Here is a 17,048-nt window from a genome sequence, read left to right as displayed (position 1 = left end):
GCATCCGTCAGGGTGCGACCGTCCGGGCGGAGACTGACGGAACCGGTATGAGCGCCCGACCGGGCAACCGGCGATCGCGCCTAGAGCACCAGCGCCCGCCCCTCCTCGGCATGGCTGTCGGGCTCCACGTGGATGGTGATGGTCACGTCGCCGAACTCGTCGCGCACCGCCTGTTCGATGGCGTCGCACATGGCGTGCGCCTCGTTGACGGTGATGGCGCCGGGCACCACCAGATGGCAGTCGACGAAGGTCATCTTGCCGGCGTGGCGGGTGCGGAGGTCGTGCACCTCGATGATGCCGGCCGTGGCCGTGGCGATGACAGCGCGCATCTTTGCCAGTTGATCGTCCGGCACCGCCTCGTCGAGCAGCCCGCTCAGCGACGAGGTCACCACCTTCCAGCCCGACCAGAGAATGTTGATCGCCACCAGCCCGGCCAGGATGGGGTCGAGCACGTACCAGCCGGTCAGCACCGCCAGCAGCACGCCGAGCACCACGGCGCCCGACGACAGCACGTCGGAGAGAAGGTGATGGCCGTCGGCCACCAGTGCCGGCGACTTCATCCGCCGCCCCCAGACGATCAGCACCCAGCACCACAGGCCGTTGATGGCCGTCGCCAACCCGTTGACCAAGAGGCCCTCGAAGGGCGCGTCCAGCGGGCGCGGCGCCATCAGCCCCTTCCAAGCCTCGTTCATGATCAGCACGGCGGCGACGATGATCATCGCCCCCTCGACCACGGCGCTGAAGAACTCCGCCTTGTAATGGCCGTAGGGGTGCGCCGTGTCGGCCGGCGCGGCGGCGACGCGGATGGCCACCAGCGCCACCAGCGCCGTGACCACATTGACGATGCTTTCCAGCGCGTCCGACATCAGCGCCACCGAGCCGGTCAGCCAATAGGCCACCGCCTTCAGCCCCAGCACGGCAAAGCCCACGACAAGGCTGCCAACGGCGAGATGCGTGGTTGTGGGGGTCATGGACCGGCTCCGGAGATGCGATGCGAAGGCCTAACGCCCTATCCGCCGCCAAGCCCCCGGTCAACCGGCCGTTGGTCGCCTCTCCCCCGCACTTTGGTCGGTACCGTCACGGCGGGCCGCCAGACGAGGCGGCGAATGGACCTACCGCGAAATCCCAGCCGGCCACGCCCTCATGCTGTCCGCCCCAACCGAAACGGCCGCCCTGCTGCTGGAAGCGGGCATGAGTGCTGAGTAGACGCTCTCGTGAATGAGGAGGGGCCGCACAGAGGCCTCGTGAATGGGAGCAGCCGAAAGCGCCTCTCCCTTTACCAGTGGGATCAGCCGCAAACTACTCGCGATCCGCCAAATACTTGTTACATATCAAGTTCCTGTCATCCTCGCGAAGGCGAGGACCTCGGGCAGGATGAGGCAATCGGCCCATATAGGCCACCCTTCCACTCTTCCCCACCCTCACCGCCCGCGCTTCACCGCCAAAGCCACGATGCCCGCGCACGCCGCCGCCACCAGGGCGTCCTCGATCAGCCCGCTACGGGTCTGGCCGATGGCCGTCATGGCCCGCTTGCGACCGGCCAGCGTCGCGTAAGCCAGCGGAATGGCCGTGCCCACCGCGGCGGCGGCACCGGCCTTCTCCTGTCCGCGCGGCGCCAGCGCCGCCCCGGCGATGCCGGCGCTCATCACGCGCGCCAGCAAGCCCAGGAACACGGTGCGGTCGGGCGCCGACTTCATCTTGTCGCCCAGCACTTCCCCGACGCCCATGGCCAGGGCGCCGAGCTTGAAGACCGGATGATCCAGCAGGAACAGCCGCCCCGGCATGCGCTGACCGGCCAACCGCACGGTGGCGATCGTCGCCATGGGCGTCATCGACCGGGCGCTGGCAACGGCGCCGATGAGAAACGAGGGGAGGAGAGCTGAGTATGTCATGCCGACTTAACCCGAAAGTCGGTCGACGGTTCAGTCGACCCCGACAAAAAGGGACGCCCGATATGTTCGCCTGGCCCAGGTGGCCTGATGGGAACGGCGATGGCCGGCGGATGCCCTTGCGCAAACCGCCCTCGACGCCAGTTGCATGGACGCCTTCCCCCGCTCGGCGTATCCATGCGGAAATCCCTGCTCGGTCGGACACGATGCCCCCCCGCTGGATACTCCTCTTGGGCGCCCTCCTTCTGGCGGCCCCGTCGCCGGCCGCGGCCTTTCCTCGCCCCAAGGTGGCGAGCCCGGACGCGACCGTCCTGGCGCGGGGCGCAACCTGCAAGACCGTCGACAGCTGCCGCGAGGCCGTCGAACTCTGGTGCGGCGGCTATAGCCGGGCCGACGGCGACCACGACGGCATCCCCTGCGAAAACGTCTGCCACAGCCGCGAGCAAGTGCAGGAGATTCAGAGCGAGATCGGCTGTGAGTGACGCCGTCACGCGACCGTCTGCGCCTCACCACAACACGAAAAAGCCGGCCCCGGCGGCTCACGCCCCAGGGCCGGCTCCATTCGTCTCGCTCAGTCGAACGGTCAGCCGTGGCGTCTCATGCGGGGATCGGCGTCGTTGTAATAGGTCCCGAACCGGTCCTCGTAGGCGCGGTCGACGACGGTCGACTGGTCATACTCGGGGCTGTTCTTGACCTTGTCCCGGGTGACGTTGAGGGAAACGGTCTTGTTGGCCCAGCTGATGTCGTGCGCCGAGCGCGGCGAGATCAGCACCTTCTTGCCCGGCCACCAGTTCTTGGTGTCGATCACCAGGTAGTGGATGCTCCAGTCGGACTCCTCCACCAGCATGTCCTCGACATGGCCGATGTCGCCGTCGGTGGCCTTGATGTAGTAACCCTCCACCGCGTTGATGCTGCGCAGGTTGGGGTCGTCGCGGCCCTTCTGCGCCTCCACCGCCTCGCGATGAAGGCGCTGCGTCTCGGGCGTCGGCGCCAGCAGCGGCGCCGTCATGCCGGTGCCGTAGCCGGCGGAGTAAAGTCCGCCGCCCCAGTAGGGCGTCCAGCCGTAGTAGCCGTAGATGTCGCTTTCCGACTGGCGCGAGACCGGCCGCTGGGTGTCGATATCTGGGCTGTCCTTGACCTGCTGGCGCGTCAGCCTCACCGAGAAGCGTTCGGCCTGCACGTCGGCGTGGCCCAGGGTGGAGGTCGGCAGCAGCACCTTGCGCTCGGTGAACCAGGTGCCGGTGTCGACCACCAGCCAGCGGATCTGCCAGCTCTGGTCGTCGAACAGCAGATCGCTGACGGTGCCGATGTCGCCGTCACTGGCAGCGACGGTGTAACCTTCGATCTTCGATGCATTCCACAGCATGTGGGCGCTCCTTGAGTGTGCGTCGGCCGTCGCCCGCATCGCTCCCTCATGGGAGCCACGGCGCCGGCCAGGTGCTGCCTCGCCTTGCGGTCCGTCCAGGCAGCGGCGCGAAATCGGGTCTCCCGGCGCGACCAGGGGGAACGGACAAGCCCTCTCGGCCACCATCACGGAGACTGATGGGGTAACGCCCACCCCACCGCCTTTGTTCCAGAGGAGGCACGGATTTCTAGATGGGCCGGGGCGATGGACGGCCGGCGCGGGACGTCGCCGACAGGGCTCGACGGGCGCCTCAGGCCCGCGCCACGGCGTCCTCAGGGCGGCCCATCAGCACGAGGCGCAGGCCCACGGCCACCAGCAGGCAGCCGGCGAGCCGTTCCAGCCACGCGCCCAGCCGCGACGACCGCCGGAGGCGCTGGCCGATCGAGCCGGCGAACAGCGCGATCCCGCCCTCGACCAGCAGGGCGACCACCCGCATGACGATGCCGAGCACCAGGAACTGCACCATCACCGATCCCGCCTCCGGCCGCACGAACTGCGGCAGGAAGGCCAGCAGGAACACGTGGCTCTTGGGGTTGAGAAGGCTGGCGACGAAGCCCTCCCGCATCGCCGCCCCGGCCGAGGCCTGCGTCGCCGGAGCCGCCACGCCGCGCCCGGCGTGGAGCACCATGCGGAGGCCGCGCCACATCAGATAGGCGCCGCCGCCATAGCGCAGCACGTCGAACAGAACCGGGTTCTTCGCCACGACACCGGCAAGGCCCAGCGCCAGCAGCGGCACCTGCACGAAGCCGGCGAGGAAGAAGCCGAAGGCCGTGAACAGCGCCGCCGCCCGTCCCTGGGCGATGCCCCGCCCGACGATCAGAAACAGATCCGGCCCCGGCGTCACCGTCAGCACGACCACGGCGGAGACGAACAGCAGAAGCGTCACGACATCCATGCAAAGCCCTCGGCCAGGGGAAGCGAAGAGAGGCGGAAGCCCCATCCTGCCAGAGTTTCCCTGCGGCGGCTACGCGGCGGTGAGATGCCATGCGATGGAGCGAAAGCGCGCCTCTCCGGCTCACCGAAAGCAAGCGAAACGCGACGCATCTCCCTGTTTCATATCCATTTCCCGTCATCCTGCGCTTCATGCGCAGGACCTCGGGACGAGATCGCTCCTCGGCCCCTATCACGCTCCATGAGCCGCAGGCGCCCTATATGAACCTCACCGCCCCTTCCTGCCTGAGGTCCTCGCCTGCGCAAGGATGACGGCCTGATGGGAGAGTGGGAGCCTCTCTCACTCACCGAGGACGCACCGGAAACGCCACGCATCTCCTTGTTTCATATCCATTTCCTGTCATCCTCGCGAAGGCGAGGACCTCAGGACGAGATTACTCCTCGGCCCCTATCAAGCTCCATGAGCCGCAGGCGCCCTATATGAACCTCACCGCCCCTTCCTGCCTGAGGTCCTCGCCTGCGCAAGGATGACAATTTATAAATTGGAAACAGTTGGATAAGCGGCGCACGAACTCATCCAGCGCATCGCCTGCCTCAATAGCAAGCGACAACCTCGCATCCCACGCACAACGCTCTATCTATTTGTTTCATATCCATTTCCTGTCATCCTCGCGCAGGCCGCTTGCATTCGCTCGCGAATGCAAGGTGGACCTCAGGACGAGAACGCTCCTCGCCCCCCTATCACGCCCCCCCTTCCCAGATTGCCCGATATCAGCCCCACGTCCATTCCTGCCTGAGGTCCACCTTGAAATCGCACCCGCCGATATCGCCCTCCCCGCCCCACCTCTCGATCCCGCACCATTGGCCACGGCATCCGCGCCAGCAGGGCAGAGGCGTGAACCTCAGCCGGCCGCGCCCCACTTCAGCGCCTTGTCGAGAGCTTGGCCGAAGAAGGCCCAGTCGTGGCCGCCGTCCCATTCCTCGTAGCCGAAGTCGAAGCCCAGCGTTTCCATCTCCGAGGCGAAGCGACGGTTGTCGGTGAGGAAGAACGGGTCCGACAGGCCGCAGGCCGTGTGGATCCGGGGCTTGACGGCCGCCCCGGCAAGCCCCCGCGCCAGGGCGGGAACGTCGAGCCGTGGGTCGTAGGCGAGGTCCTCGCCCAGGATGGCCTGGAAATCCTTGATCAACCGCTCGCCCCACATGCCCTTCAGCGCCTCCACCGTCAGGCCGCGCGCCTTAAGGTCGAAGTCCTCGCGAAGGTTGAGGCAGGGCGAGGAGAAGGCGGCGCACCAGCCGAACCGCTCGGGCCGCGTGAGCGCGACGCGCAGCGCGCCGAAGCCGCCCATCGACGCGCCGACCACGCCCGTCCGCTCGCGCGCGGCATCGATGTTGAACAGGTCGGCGCAGACGCGGGGCAGTTCGTCGGCCACATGGGTGAAGTAATCGAGGCCATAGCGCATGTCGGCGTAGAAGCTGCGCGCCACCTCCGGCATGATCAGGATGGCATCGCCCTCGGCGGCGAAGGTCGCCAGCGTCGTGTAGTCGAGAAAATCGCCCGACCGGCCGCAGAGGCCGTGCAGCAGGTACACCGCCGACCGCTTGCCGCTCGCCCCCGTTCCATTGGGAACGAACAGCGACAGCCGCGTCTCCATCTGGAGCGCGGGCGAAAAATACTCACCGCGAAGAATCATGATGCCAATCCCGGACCCACCGACGGGCGCCGCCCACCTCAAGTTGCCGGCATGGCATATGCCTGCCGCCCCCTCGGCACAATACGGCCCCGGTTGGCGCCCTATAGAGGCCCCCAGCCTCTTTCTGCCCGAGGTTTTGCGCCTCCGCGCAGAATGACAGGAGAGGGTAGGAACGGGAGCGTCGTCGTGCAGCCGGGGAAGCACCTGAAACTCGACATTTCCTCTTGTTTCATATCTTTCAACAGTCATCCTGGCACCGGCCGCTTGCACTCGCGCGCGAATGCAAGGTGTACCTCGGGATGAGAAATCGCAAAGGCCGATATCAAGCTCCCGCACCCAAGGGGAGATTGATATCACCCGCGCGCCCCATTCTGCCGGAGGTCCTCGCTTTCGCAAGGATGACAGAATTATATATAGGGAACAATCGGATAGCGGGGCACCGGCACATGCAAGCGCCGTGCTCCGCGTCGTGGCGGTGATGACGTTTGGGAGCGTCGCAGGCGGCTTGACCCACAGATACCTCTATATCAGTCTGTCATCCTTGCGAAAGCCGCTTGCATTCGCGCGCGAATGCAAGGTGTACCTCAGGACAAGAAATCGCAAGGGCCGATATCGATCTCCCTCTCCTCCCACGCCCCTACACCAGCGTCCCGTTCCACGTTCCTTCCTTCACCAGCCCGATCATCTTCTCCTTCATCACCTCGCCGGCGAACAGCGCCGCCCGCGACACCCGGCGATCCCTCGGGTAGCACAGCGCCAGCTGCCGCACCGGCGAGGGGTTGGCCAGCGGGGCAAGGCGGAAGTCGGCGGCGGTCGGTTCGTGCTCGAAGGCGGTGGCGGGCATGATGGTGTAGCCGTAGCCGGCGCCCACCAGCTCCTTCAGCGAGCCGTAGCCGTCCACCTCCACCACCACGTCGATGTCGATGCCGGCCTGCCGCGCGCAGTCCTCGACCACCGCCCTGAGGTCGTGGCCGCGGCTCGGCAGCAGCAGCGGCAGCGCCGCCAGCTCCTTGAACGCCACCGGGCGGTCGGGGCTGAGGTCGGCGCCGACCGGGCCGATCAGGAACAGGTTTTCCGACAGGATCGGCTCGGTGCGGAGCGCCTGGTTGGCCCGGGCGTTGTAGAGGATGGCCGCGTCGATATCGCCCCGGAACAGGCTGTCGAGCAGATAGCCGGTGTAGGAGGTGACGATGCGCACCCGCACCGCCGGGTGCGCCGCGCGGAAGGCGGCGACCAGCGGCACCGACAGGGCGTTGGAGATGGTGGGCGACAGCCCCACCGACACGCTGCCGACCATGCCGGCCTCCGGCCCGCCCACCGCCACGCGCAGGTCCTCGAGCTCGCCCAGGATGTGCCGCGCATGCTCCAGCGCCGCCACGCCGTGCTCGGTCAGCCGCATGCCGCGCCCGTGCCGCTCGAACAGCCGCACGCCGAGATCCTCCTCCAACAGGCGGATCTGCCGGGAGAGCGCCGGCTGGGCGATCCTGAGCCGCCCCGACGCCTTGTTGAGGCTGCCGAGGTCGGCGACGAGGGCGAAGGTGCGCAGCTGGGAAATGTCCATGGGAACCTCGCTCGAAACTCGCCGGAGCGAGGGATGGGACGACGGCTTCGAGACCTTGAGCGGGCTCAAACCCCGCGAGCACAAGAATCGCGGAAGACCAAGCTGGATGCCCGCCCCGGCAGGGTTTCGGGTCAGGTTCCAAGCTATAAAATATCGGCATAACTGAATGAAGTAAATTGCCGACGATCTATAGCAGAGGAGGGAGTAGGTTGCGCCTCCAACCGGAACGGACCCATGTCGCTCGCCTCTCCCTTCGATGCCTTTCCCCCTGATGCGCCTGCCGAAACGCCGCTGAAGACACCCGCCGAGAAGACCTTCGTCGTCAAGGGCAGCGCCGCTTACCGGCGCATCAGCCTGGCGCTGTTCCTCGCCGGCTTTGCCACCTTCTCGCTGCTCTATGCCATCCAGCCGCTGTTGCCCAACCTGGCCGCCCACTACGGCGTCAGCCCGGCGGAGAGTTCGTTGGCGCTGTCGCTGACCACCGGCAGCCTCGCCATCGCCATCCTGCTGGCCGGCGCCTTTTCCGAAGGCTTCGGCCGGCGCGGCATGATGTTCTGGTCCATGCTCGGGGCGGCGCTCTGCCACATCGGCGCGGCCATGTCGCCCAGCTGGCACATGCTGCTGCTACTCCGGGCGGCCGAGGGCTTCGTGCTCGGCGGCGTGCCGGCGGTCGCCATGGCCTACATCTCCGAGGAGATCGAGCCGCGTTCGCTTGGCACCGCCATGGGGCTCTATGTCGGCGGCGTCGCCTTCGGCGGCATGGCCGGCCGCGTCGGCGTCGGCCTCTTGATGGAGCTCTGCTCCTGGAGCACCGCGCTGACCATCATCGGCGTCCTCGACCTGATCGCCGCCGCCGGCTTCGCCCTGTTGCTGCCGCCCTCGCGCAACTTCGTCCGCCGCAAGGGCATGAGCCTTGCCGCCCACGCCCGCACCTGGCTCGGCCATCTGCGCACGCCGGGCATGGCGCTGGTGTTCCTGTGCGGCTTCCTGGCGCTCGGCAGCTTCGTCGCCCTGTTCAACTACCTGACCTTCCGTCTGGCGGCCGCCCCCTTCGGCCTGTCGCCCGGCTTCATCAGCGCCATGTTCCTGGTCTACATCGCCGGCGTCGTCGCCTCCCCCTGGGCCGGCATCCTCGCCGACCGCCACGGCCGCGTGCCGGCGCAGCTCATCGGCGTCGTCCTCATGGCCGTGGGCACGCTGATGACGCTGTCGTCCTCGCTGGTCATGATCGTGCTCGGCCTCACCGGCATCACCGGCGGCTTCTTCATCATCCACTCGGTGGCGAGCGGCTGGGTCGGCCGGCTGGCCAAGGGCTCCAAGGGCCACGCCTCCTCGCTCTACCTCCTCGCCTACTACGCCGGCTCCTCCTCCATGGGTTCGGGAGGAGGCTGGCTGTGGAGCCTCGGCGGCTGGCCAGCCATCGTCGGCCTCGTCTCGGCCATGCTCGGGGTGATCCTGGTGGCAACGCTGAGGATCGGCGCGCTGGAGGGGCTGTGATGGGGGCAGGTTAGCACGACGACAGCATCCCCGCCCACACTGCCTGAGGTTCCCGCCGCACGAACGGATGACGGATAAATGCAATAAAAACAGAACTATAAATCTGTCATCCTTGCGAAAGCGAGGACCTCGGGACAAGAAATCGCAACCGCCTATATCGATCTCCCAACAACATCAGCCGCCCCTCTCTCGCTCGCATGGAACTGAGGGGAAGATACCCGATATCAGCCCCTCGCTCCATCCTGCCCGAGGTACACCTTGAATTCGCACGCGAATTCAAGCGGCCTTCGCAAGGATGACAGCATTATGTTTAGGGATGACAATCGGTTACGTGGTGGGTTCCTGTCAGCACGCTGTCATCCGCAACGCTTGTCGCTCTGGCGGCATCACGCTGTATGGCGCGCTCTCCAGCTGTTTCCCCTTCATATCAAGCTGTCATCCTGGCGAAAGCGAGGACCTCGGGACAAGAAATCGCTGCCGCCTATATCAGTCTCCCAACAACATCAGCCGCCCCCTCTGGCTCACTTGGAGCCGAGGTGGAAGGCGCCCAATATCAGCCCCTCGCCCCTTTCTGCCCGAGGTCCTCGCCTTCGCAAGGATGACAGTTTGATAGGAACGGGAGCCTCTCTTACTCACAGAAAGCGCCACGGAAGCGCTACGCATCTCTTTGTTTTATATCCATTTCCCGTCATCCTGGCGAAGGCCAGGACCTCAGGACAAGAAATCTCAGGGGCTAATATCGGTCTCCCAACAGACATCAGCCACCCGCCCCCTCTCGCCCGCTTGGAACCGAGGGGAAGGCGCCCGATATCAGCCCCTCGCTCCATCCTGCCCGAGGTCCTCGCTTTCGCAAGGATGACGGTTTGATACGAACGGGAGCCTCTCTTACTCACCGAAAGCGCCACGAAAGCGCTACGCATCTCTTTGTTTTATATCCATTTCCCGTCATCCTGGCGAAGGCCAGGACCTCAGGACGAGAAATCTCAGGGGCCCATATCGGTCTCCCAACAGACATCAGCCCCCGCCCCTCTCGCTCGCTTGGCATTACGGCGAAAGGTGCCCCACATCGCCCCCCTCTCTGGCGCAACATCCCCCGAGCCCTCATACTGCCCGCTCACAAACTGGGAGCGGACACACATGACCATCAACGTCGCCCTCGCCGCCTGGGGCATGTCGGGCCGCGAATTCCATGCGCCGCTGATCGCCGCCGAGCCGCGCCTGTCGCTTGCCGCCATCCTGCGCCGCTCCGGCCCCGACGGCAGCGAGCCCGAGGGCGCCCGCTGCTTGCCCGATTTCCAGGCCATCCTCGACGATCCCGCCATCGACCTCATCGTCGTCAACACGCCCAACGAGCTGCACTACCCCATGGCCAGCGCGGCGCTGGCCGCCGGCAAGCACGTGGTGCTGGAAAAGCCCATCACCGTGACGGTGGACGACGCCCGCGCGCTGGCGGCCGAAGCCAAGGCGGCCGGCCGCGTCCTCGCCGTGTTCCACAATCGCCGGCTCGACGCCGACTACCTCACCCTGAAGCGCCACCTCGACGCCCGCGACCTCGGCGACCTCGTCGAGCTGGAGTGGCACTACGACCGCTACCGCGCGTTCGTCACCCACAAGCGGTGGAAGGAGGACGACCTGCCCGGCGCCGGCACCTGGTTCGACCTCGGCATCCACCTGGTCGACGGCATGCTCGCCCTGTTCGGCCAACCGCTCACCGTCGCCGCCGACATGGACTCGCTGCGCCGCCCCAACGCCGCCACCGATTTCTTCGACGTGCGCTTCCGCTACCCCGGCCACCGCGTGCTGCTGCGCGGCAGCACCTTCGTGCGCGAGCAGGGGCCGGTGATCGTCGCCCACGGCAAAAAGGGTTCGCTGGTCATCCCGCACGAGAACGCCTACCCCGAGGGCGAGGTGCCCACCGCCCTCCTCCACACCGACCGCGCCGGCACGTCGATCCGCGAGCGCGTGCCGCTGGAACCTTCCCGCCAGCACGATTTCTACGCCAACATCGCGGATGCCATCGCCGGCAAGGCCCATCTCGCCTTCGGCCCCGAACCCGCCATCGCCGCGCTGACCCTCATCCACAAGGCGATCGAGGCGGCCGGCAAACCGGCGACGAGCTGCGGCTGAGGGGTGGTCAGGTCGTCTGGCGCGCCACCAGCTCCAGCCCGAGATCCACCTTGAATTCACGCGCGAATTCAAGCGGCCTTCGCGCAGGATGACAGATCCATACATTTGTTTTCATTCATATAAAGCTGTCATCCTTGCGAAGGCGAGGACCTCGGGACGAGAAATCTCAGGCGCTGGTATCGGGCTCCCCGTCATCCCAAGCGCAGAGGCCGCCCGCCGGTCTCCCGGCGGACGGGGCCTTCCGTCCCGCGACAGCTTACGGCTTCGCCGGTGCCTGCGTCGCCGGAGTGGCCGGCGCCATCGGTGCCACCTGCCCCGCAGCCGGCGCGGCCGCCGCAGTCGGCGCCTTGGCCGCCGGAGTCTTGACCGCAGGCGCCTTCACCGCAGGCGCCTTGACCACCGGCGGCGGCACGGCGGCCGGCGTGCAGTTCTTGATCACCATCGCCTTGCGGACCGCCTCCTGCTCGCCCTTCAGGCGGGCGATCTCGGGCGCGATGTTGTCGCCGCTCATGCTCGACACCGGCAGGCCGATCAGGATCACGCCGACCACGTCGTTGGTGCGCGCCTTCTCCTGCTGCTGCGCGGCGACCGCGTAGGCCGAGGACAGGCGCAGCGTCTCCTCGGACAGCTGCTGGCAGCTCCAGGCCTGATAGCCCACCTCGCTGACGTACGACGGCGAAATGCTCTCAGGGCTTTTGGCGCAAGCGCCAAGCGCGGCGGCAACGGCCACCACGCCGACAATCGTTAGCTTATGCAAGATATCCCCCAGGTTCCCAATGGGAAGACCCTAGGGGGATATCCGCCACCCGTCCATTTCAAGTTGCAGTTTTCAACCCGTCAAAAGTCGAAGCCCAACCCTCTCATTTCGCGAAGCGTTCTCGCCTCGCGCTTCGATCCCCCAAGGGAACAGGACCACCGTGGCGGCCGTTCCTCCGTGCCAGAACAATCGCTATCCGGCAGCCGCTTGAAACATTCTGAATCGTAACTTATAAAGTTACATGAAACACAGCCAAACCTCCGCCCCCCCTCCTCCAGCACGGGAGCCTCCCATGCAACATGATGTCGTCATCGTCGCCACCGCCGCCCTCGCCGTCCACTGCGCGCTAGTGTTCGGCTGATGATCCCGTTCAGCGATCCCGCCGTCGTTGCCGGCTATGCCGAGGCGACGCCGAAGAAGGTGCCCGGCCTTGCCGATCTCCACCGCATGGCGGCCATCCTCTTGGCCGAGCGGGCGCCCGACGATGCCGAGATCCTGGTGGTCGGCGCCGGCGGCGGCCTGGAGTTCCGCGCCTTCGCGGAAGGCCAGCCCGGCTGGCGCTTCCTCGGCGTCGATCCCTCGGCCGAAATGCTCGATCTGGCCCGCCGCACCCTCGGCCCCCACGCCCCGCGCGCCGACCTGCGGCTCGGCACCATCGACGCCGCGCCGGAAGGCCCGTTCGACGGCGCCACCTGCCTGTTGACCCTGCATTTCCTCGACCGCGACGAACGCCTCCGCACCCTCCGCGAAATCCACCGCCGCCTCCGCCCCGGCGCGGCCCTGGTGGTCGCCCACCACAGCGCCGCCGACGGCGCGGACCTCACCCGCTGGCTCTCCCGCTCGCTCGCCTTCGCCGGCAACCCCGCCACCCCGGCCGCCGCCACCCAGATGGCCCAGCGCCTGCCGATCCTCGCCACCGCCGACGACGAAGCCCTGCTCCGCGACGCCGGCTTCTCCGAGATCGCCCTCTTCTACGCCGCCCTGTCGTTTCGGGGGTGGGTAGCCGTGGCGTGAGACAAGAAAGGCGGAGCCACAGCCCCGCCTCTATCGCCGCCATCGCTCGATATCGGCCTCGCGCCCCTTCCGGCCTGAGGTCCTGCGCCTTCGCGCAGGATGACGAACTTATATTAATAAAAACAAATACATAGGCCGTCATCCTGCGCGAAGGCGCAGGACCTCGGGACGGTAGAGCGAGCGGCCGATATCACGCTCCCTCTTCACCCATCACCCGACAATCCCCCTCACCAGAATGAAGTTCTCGTGCCGCTCCCCCTCCAGCTCGAAGTCGCGGGAGCCGTGGCGGCGGAAGCCTTGGGCTTGATAGAAGCGGAGGGCCGGGGCGTTCCCTACGCCGCCGATTGCAGCGGCTTCGCCCGCTCGATCCGCGCCAGCTCCTTGGGGCTGTTCATGGCCTCCCACAGGTCGCTGCGGCGCTGCACGTTCAGCCAGAAATCGGCACTGTTGCCGAACACCCGCGCCAGGATGAGCGCGGTGGCCGCCGTCACGTTGCGGCGGTCGTTGCAAAGCTCATTGACGTGCTTGCGCTGAACGCCCATCGCCTCGGCCAGCGCCGCCTGCGTCAGCCCGAGCGGCTGCATGAACTCCTCCGTCAGGATCTCGCCAACGGTGGCCGGCTTGCGCTTGGTCATCAACATTCGTCACCTCACCGGTAGCTGTGATCGTCGAGATAGATATCCGACGCTTTCTGCATTCGAAAGTGGGGACCTTAGGGCGGTAGAGCGGTCGCCCGATGCCGCTCTCCCTTATATTCCAGGTGCGCCGCCATCGCACTTAGGGCAACGCCGCAGATGAAAGTCTGAACCATTGGCGCCGTACACATGCCCACACTCGGGGCGTCGCATTGCAGCGCCCAGATATACTGGAGGTGATCTGTTCCTTTAAATTTCGTCTTGCGCAAAAGACGCTGGTCGTTCCTGTTCTTGTCACCTTCCTCCGCCACGCTTCCCTCCCATGCTCCTTCAAGCATTTAGGCGGTGTGAGCAAAAGCCGACAATCCAGACTTTGGGTTCTTGGCCATCAGACCGTCTCTCACTCCTCCTCCCCCCTCACCAGAATGAAGTTCTCGTGCCGCTCCCCCTCCAGCTCGAAGTCGCGCGAGCCGTGGCGGCGGAAGCCTTGGGCTTCGTAGAAGCGGAGGGCCGGGGTGTTCTCGTGGTTGACGGCGAGCCAGACGCGCTCGAGCCCGCGCTGCCGGCAGAGATCGGACGCCTGGGCGATGAGGCCGGTGCCGATGCCTTGCCGGGCGTGGCGCGAGCGGACGTAGAGCGTGGCGATCTCGCCCGTGAGGCCCGGCACCGTCGGGCAGGCGGCGTCGAAATCCAGCCGGAGATAGCCGAGGAGATACGGGCCGCGCCGGCAGGTCACGATGGCCTGTCGCGGATCGGCGATGTGCGCGGCGAACCGCTCGGCCGTGAACTCGCGCAGCACGTAGTCCGAGAAGGCCTGGCGGATGCCGTCCCGCGCATAGGTGTGGAGCCAGACCTCGATGGAGAGGGCGGCGAGGTTGGCGGCGTCAGCAGGGCCGGCGAGGCCGTAGCGAAGGTCCATTCCGGCGGCTCCCATCAGGTCCGGCAAAGGCGAAGCCCCATCACCCTTCAGGGCGGGGCCAGTCAAGCGCCCCCGGCTACATAGAGCCTGACTCGAAATTCGCTGGGGCGAGGCAGATGGCGATGATTTCGAGAACCGGAGCGGAGCGAACATGGAGCAACTCCAGCAAAAGTGGAAACCGGTTTTGCGTCCGGAGTTGCGTTGAGCAAGAGGTAGGGCATTGGCGGTGAACCGCCAATGCCCAGGGGTTCGTGAGCACCGGAAGCGCAGAAATCGAAGCTAGATGCCCGGCCCAGTAGAGTTTCGGGTCAGGCTACTTCGGAAAGCGGCTGAGGTGCTCGTGGACGATCTTCCACTGCCCCTCCTCCTTGCGCAACACGGTGGTGCCGCGCCCCTCGCCGGCGCAGGGCGTCCCGTCGATCTCGGCCGTCCAGCGGAAGCGGTAGGTGCAACTGGCCGCCGTGTCGCCTACGGCGATCCAATCGACGTCCTCCAGCCAGTAGGTCTCGTTCCTGAGCCGGCGCCAGGTGTCCTCGAAGGCGGCCCGGATGGCGTCGATGCCGCGATGGCTGCCGTCGGTGAACCAGAACACCGCCTCCGCCGACAGCAGCGGGGCGACCTCGTCGAAGCATTGCCGCGCGAGACTGGCTTCGTAGAGTTTCAGGTGCTCTTGCGGCTGCACGCGGCTCTCCTGTGGCGGGCTATGGGCGCCGCCACAGAGTAGAGCAGTTCGGCAAAAGTGGACACGGTCTTGCGTCCGAAGCTGCGTCTTGAAAGGAAGATGGAGCTTTTCACCGGAAAAGCTCCAGACGCTTCGACGCCGCCGGCAATGGCCCTCAGGCCAGCCAGATCGCCAGCCCCACCACGTCGGCCGCCGTCAGGGCGCCGGTGTCGGCGTCGGCGGCGCCGGTGGTCAGCGCATAGGCGATGCCGGTGGAGAAATACTGGCCGAGCAGCCCGAGGTCGACGTCGAACTCCTTCGACGGCGCCAGGGGGATGGCGACCACCGGCGCGTCGGTGCCCACCGTCGGCGCTGACGCCTTGTTGTAGAGCTTGAGGAAGCGGACGCTGGTCGCCGCGTTGTAGCCGTGGATCTTGTAGACCCGGCCGGCCGAGGCCTTGGCCACCGTGGCGTTCACCGACGCCGCGGCCGACGCCAGCCGATTGACCGAGGCGATGCCGCCCGAGCCGCCGGAGGTCTGGGCGGTGACGGTCAGCGAGCCGCCGACGACGGCCGGCGCGATGTCCTGCATCATGGCGACGGGGATGGCGCGCACGTTCATCGGCCCGGCCGTGAACGCGGTGGCGCGCACGCGGACGGCCAGCGCGCCGGGGGCGTAGACCTCGAAGGCGTTGGCCGAGGAGAGGTTGCTGGCGCTGGTGGTCGGCCCGCCGCCGGAGGAGGAGAGCGCCGAAACGGCCACCCAGGTGGCAAGGCTCGGCTCGTAGGCGGCCTCGAAGGCGAGGGTGACGCCCGAGAACGTGCCCCACCAGGCGAACACCGCGCCGTTGTAGGCGCCGATCGGCACGGTCACCGATTGGCCGCTGGCGGTGATGGCGCCGGTCACCGCGCCGGACTGCGCCAGATCCTCGAACGGCAGCGCCCCGCGCGCGCCCATGTAGGTTTCGGCGATGGACTGCATGTCGTGTCTCCTGAACAACGGCCGGATCGCTCGTCCGGCGCTTTCGGAAGACACACTAGGGGCGGGCGGGTTTTCGCCGTTCCGGCGCCGCTAGAGCGCCGCTAGAGCATCATCCGACCGGAGTGAAACGAGGATCGAAAAGATGATGCTTCACGAACAAGAGCTTGGAGCGCCGATCTGATTCAATCAGATCGAACAGCGCTCTAGCGCCCCGCCGCCACCGCCTGCCCGGCGCCGCTCGTGCTGCCCGGCGCCGTCTGCCAGTCGCGCGGGTTGGCCGGCGACTGCACGGTGAGAATGCGCACGGCCGACCGCTCTACCGGCAGCATCTCGTCGGTCAGGTTGTCGAGCACGTAGAACTCGGGCCCGAGGTGCACCACCAGCACGGCGTGGAGCTGCCCCTTGGCCACCCCCACGGCAACCCGCGCCTCGGCGCTGCCGAGCCCGGCGGCGATCAGCCGGTGGCGCTTGGTCATCACGTAGTCGTCGCAGTCGCCGTTCCTCGGCCCGATCCGCCAGACGTCGACGCCCGCCGGCTCCACCTCGGGGCGGATCTCGCCATTCACCGCGCGGTTGATCCGCTCGACCTCGGCCAGGTCGAGGCTGCGCGTCGCCGCCACCGGACGGCACTCGTCCGCCGAGACGGCGCACATGTCGTAGAAGCCGTTCGGGCCTGCAGCCTGGGCCGCGTAGAGTCCGGCGAGAAGAGCGAGAACAGAGGTCAAGAAACACCCCGCGGACAAGCCAGTGCAAATGTGGACTTGGTGAGTAGACTTGACGCATCGCGGCCTCCCCAACTATCGGGATGAAACCGAATCCGGCGCACTACGTGTGCCGCCCCGTGATGGTCCTGGTCTTCTCCGGGCATGTAATCCCGCGAGCGCTTCCTTGCGTCCTGCCCCCAGTTAGCCGTCTAGATTGGTTAACGCTTCGTTAAACGGCGAAGCTTGAGGCGCAGAGATGGTCATATGTCTCGACTTCGCTGGGAGGTGTTGCACCGGCGCACGGGATTTGGCGGA

16 protein-coding genes are annotated in these 17,048 nt (G+C 66.8%); 4 read left to right on the top strand and 12 right to left on the bottom strand.

Features of this window, described 5'->3' with window-relative positions; all coding sequences use genetic code 11:
• Positions 1 to 80: 80 nt before the first annotated feature.
• The gene (locus tag QQZ18_RS06295; protein ID WP_284539201.1) at positions 81 to 971 is read right to left on the bottom strand and encodes a cation diffusion facilitator family transporter; all 891 of its coding nucleotides are present in this window, start codon (positions 969 to 971) and stop codon (positions 81 to 83) included.
• Positions 972 to 1,421: 450 nt separating this feature from the next.
• Positions 1,422 to 1,892, bottom strand: a complete 471-nt coding sequence (locus tag QQZ18_RS06290; RefSeq protein WP_284539199.1) for a DUF4126 domain-containing protein — start codon at positions 1,890 to 1,892, stop codon at positions 1,422 to 1,424.
• A gap of 227 nt (positions 1,893 to 2,119) precedes the next feature.
• Here QQZ18_RS06290 and QQZ18_RS06285 point away from each other — a divergent pair, with 227 nt between their 5' ends.
• Entirely contained in the window at positions 2,120 to 2,371 is a 252-nt protein-coding gene (locus QQZ18_RS06285) for an excalibur calcium-binding domain-containing protein (protein WP_284539196.1), read from the top strand.
• Positions 2,372 to 2,472: 101 nt separating this feature from the next.
• On the opposite strand, the gene QQZ18_RS06280 is transcribed toward QQZ18_RS06285, so the two are convergent.
• From QQZ18_RS06280 to QQZ18_RS06265, 4 genes are all read right to left on the bottom strand, one after another.
• The gene (locus tag QQZ18_RS06280; RefSeq protein ID WP_284539194.1) at positions 2,473 to 3,255 is read right to left on the bottom strand and encodes a PRC-barrel domain-containing protein; all 783 of its coding nucleotides are present in this window, start codon (positions 3,253 to 3,255) and stop codon (positions 2,473 to 2,475) included.
• A 289-nt stretch (positions 3,256 to 3,544) separates the two neighbouring features.
• Positions 3,545 to 4,189 carry a LysE family translocator gene (locus tag QQZ18_RS06275; RefSeq protein WP_284539192.1) on the bottom strand — a complete coding sequence of 215 codons (645 nt, stop codon included), beginning with the start codon at positions 4,187 to 4,189 and terminating at the stop codon, positions 3,545 to 3,547.
• A gap of 898 nt (positions 4,190 to 5,087) precedes the next feature.
• Positions 5,088 to 5,876, bottom strand: coding sequence for an alpha/beta hydrolase (locus QQZ18_RS06270; RefSeq protein ID WP_284539190.1), 789 nt, complete (start codon positions 5,874 to 5,876; stop codon positions 5,088 to 5,090).
• Positions 5,877 to 6,513: 637 nt separating this feature from the next.
• Complete coding sequence (locus QQZ18_RS06265; protein ID WP_284539188.1) at positions 6,514 to 7,437, bottom strand: LysR substrate-binding domain-containing protein; 924 nt, start codon at positions 7,435 to 7,437, stop codon at positions 6,514 to 6,516.
• A 234-nt stretch (positions 7,438 to 7,671) separates the two neighbouring features.
• On the opposite strand from QQZ18_RS06265, the gene QQZ18_RS06260 reads away from it, so the two are divergent.
• Both QQZ18_RS06260 and QQZ18_RS06255 read left to right on the top strand, forming a co-directional pair.
• The gene (locus tag QQZ18_RS06260; protein ID WP_284539186.1) at positions 7,672 to 8,934 is read left to right on the top strand and encodes an MFS transporter; all 1,263 of its coding nucleotides are present in this window, start codon (positions 7,672 to 7,674) and stop codon (positions 8,932 to 8,934) included.
• A gap of 1,137 nt (positions 8,935 to 10,071) precedes the next feature.
• Positions 10,072 to 11,061 (top strand): Gfo/Idh/MocA family oxidoreductase, encoded by a 990-nt coding sequence (locus QQZ18_RS06255; protein WP_284539184.1) that lies wholly within the window; start codon positions 10,072 to 10,074, stop codon positions 11,059 to 11,061.
• 256 nt (positions 11,062 to 11,317) lie between these two features.
• On the opposite strand, the gene QQZ18_RS06250 is transcribed toward QQZ18_RS06255, so the two are convergent.
• Positions 11,318 to 11,818, bottom strand: coding sequence for a hypothetical protein (locus QQZ18_RS06250; protein ID WP_284539182.1), 501 nt, complete (start codon positions 11,816 to 11,818; stop codon positions 11,318 to 11,320).
• Positions 11,819 to 12,178: 360 nt separating this feature from the next.
• On the opposite strand from QQZ18_RS06250, the gene QQZ18_RS06245 reads away from it, so the two are divergent.
• Positions 12,179 to 12,832, top strand: a complete 654-nt coding sequence (locus tag QQZ18_RS06245) for a class I SAM-dependent methyltransferase (RefSeq protein ID WP_284539180.1) — start codon at positions 12,179 to 12,181, stop codon at positions 12,830 to 12,832.
• Between the two features lie 332 nt (positions 12,833 to 13,164).
• Here QQZ18_RS06245 and QQZ18_RS06240 read toward each other — a convergent pair whose 3' ends face one another.
• From QQZ18_RS06240 to QQZ18_RS06220, 5 genes are all read right to left on the bottom strand, one after another.
• Positions 13,165 to 13,473, bottom strand: a complete 309-nt coding sequence (locus tag QQZ18_RS06240; protein ID WP_284539178.1) for a HigA family addiction module antitoxin — start codon at positions 13,471 to 13,473, stop codon at positions 13,165 to 13,167.
• A 394-nt stretch (positions 13,474 to 13,867) separates the two neighbouring features.
• Entirely contained in the window at positions 13,868 to 14,386 is a 519-nt protein-coding gene (locus QQZ18_RS06235; protein ID WP_284539174.1) for a GNAT family N-acetyltransferase, read from the bottom strand.
• 313 nt (positions 14,387 to 14,699) lie between these two features.
• Entirely contained in the window at positions 14,700 to 15,068 is a 369-nt protein-coding gene (locus QQZ18_RS06230) for a YybH family protein (protein ID WP_284539172.1), read from the bottom strand.
• Positions 15,069 to 15,222: 154 nt separating this feature from the next.
• Positions 15,223 to 16,029 carry a hypothetical protein gene (locus QQZ18_RS06225; RefSeq protein WP_284539170.1) on the bottom strand — a complete coding sequence of 269 codons (807 nt, stop codon included), beginning with the start codon at positions 16,027 to 16,029 and terminating at the stop codon, positions 15,223 to 15,225.
• Between the two features lie 203 nt (positions 16,030 to 16,232).
• Positions 16,233 to 16,754: a transglutaminase-like cysteine peptidase gene (locus QQZ18_RS06220; protein ID WP_284539168.1), complete on the bottom strand. Its 522-nt coding sequence runs from the start codon at positions 16,752 to 16,754 to the stop codon at positions 16,233 to 16,235.
• Positions 16,755 to 17,048 lie beyond the last annotated feature (294 nt).

The organism is Pleomorphomonas sp. T1.2MG-36 (assembly GCF_950100655.1).
GTDB lineage: Bacteria > Pseudomonadota > Alphaproteobacteria > Rhizobiales > Pleomorphomonadaceae > Pleomorphomonas.
The sequence above is the reverse complement of the archived record's forward strand: the minus strand, read 5'-3'. Positions and strand labels throughout refer to the sequence as shown.

Coding starts and splice junctions, on each gene's coding strand:
- QQZ18_RS06295 (WP_284539201.1), bottom strand. CDS start 971: ATGACCCCCACAACCACGCATCTCGCCGTTGGCAGCCTTGTCGTGGGC.
- QQZ18_RS06290 (WP_284539199.1), bottom strand. CDS start 1,892: ATGACATACTCAGCTCTCCTCCCCTCGTTTCTCATCGGCGCCGTTGCC.
- QQZ18_RS06280 (WP_284539194.1), bottom strand. CDS start 3,255: ATGCTGTGGAATGCATCGAAGATCGAAGGTTACACCGTCGCTGCCAGT.
- QQZ18_RS06275 (WP_284539192.1), bottom strand. CDS start 4,189: ATGGATGTCGTGACGCTTCTGCTGTTCGTCTCCGCCGTGGTCGTGCTG.
- QQZ18_RS06270 (WP_284539190.1), bottom strand. CDS start 5,876: ATGATTCTTCGCGGTGAGTATTTTTCGCCCGCGCTCCAGATGGAGACG.
- QQZ18_RS06265 (WP_284539188.1), bottom strand. CDS start 7,437: ATGGACATTTCCCAGCTGCGCACCTTCGCCCTCGTCGCCGACCTCGGC.
- QQZ18_RS06260 (WP_284539186.1), top strand. CDS start 7,672: ATGTCGCTCGCCTCTCCCTTCGATGCCTTTCCCCCTGATGCGCCTGCC.
- QQZ18_RS06255 (WP_284539184.1), top strand. CDS start 10,072: ATGACCATCAACGTCGCCCTCGCCGCCTGGGGCATGTCGGGCCGCGAA.
- QQZ18_RS06245 (WP_284539180.1), top strand. CDS start 12,179: ATGATCCCGTTCAGCGATCCCGCCGTCGTTGCCGGCTATGCCGAGGCG.
- QQZ18_RS06240 (WP_284539178.1), bottom strand. CDS start 13,473: ATGTTGATGACCAAGCGCAAGCCGGCCACCGTTGGCGAGATCCTGACG.
- QQZ18_RS06235 (WP_284539174.1), bottom strand. CDS start 14,386: ATGGACCTTCGCTACGGCCTCGCCGGCCCTGCTGACGCCGCCAACCTC.
- QQZ18_RS06225 (WP_284539170.1), bottom strand. CDS start 16,029: ATGCAGTCCATCGCCGAAACCTACATGGGCGCGCGCGGGGCGCTGCCG.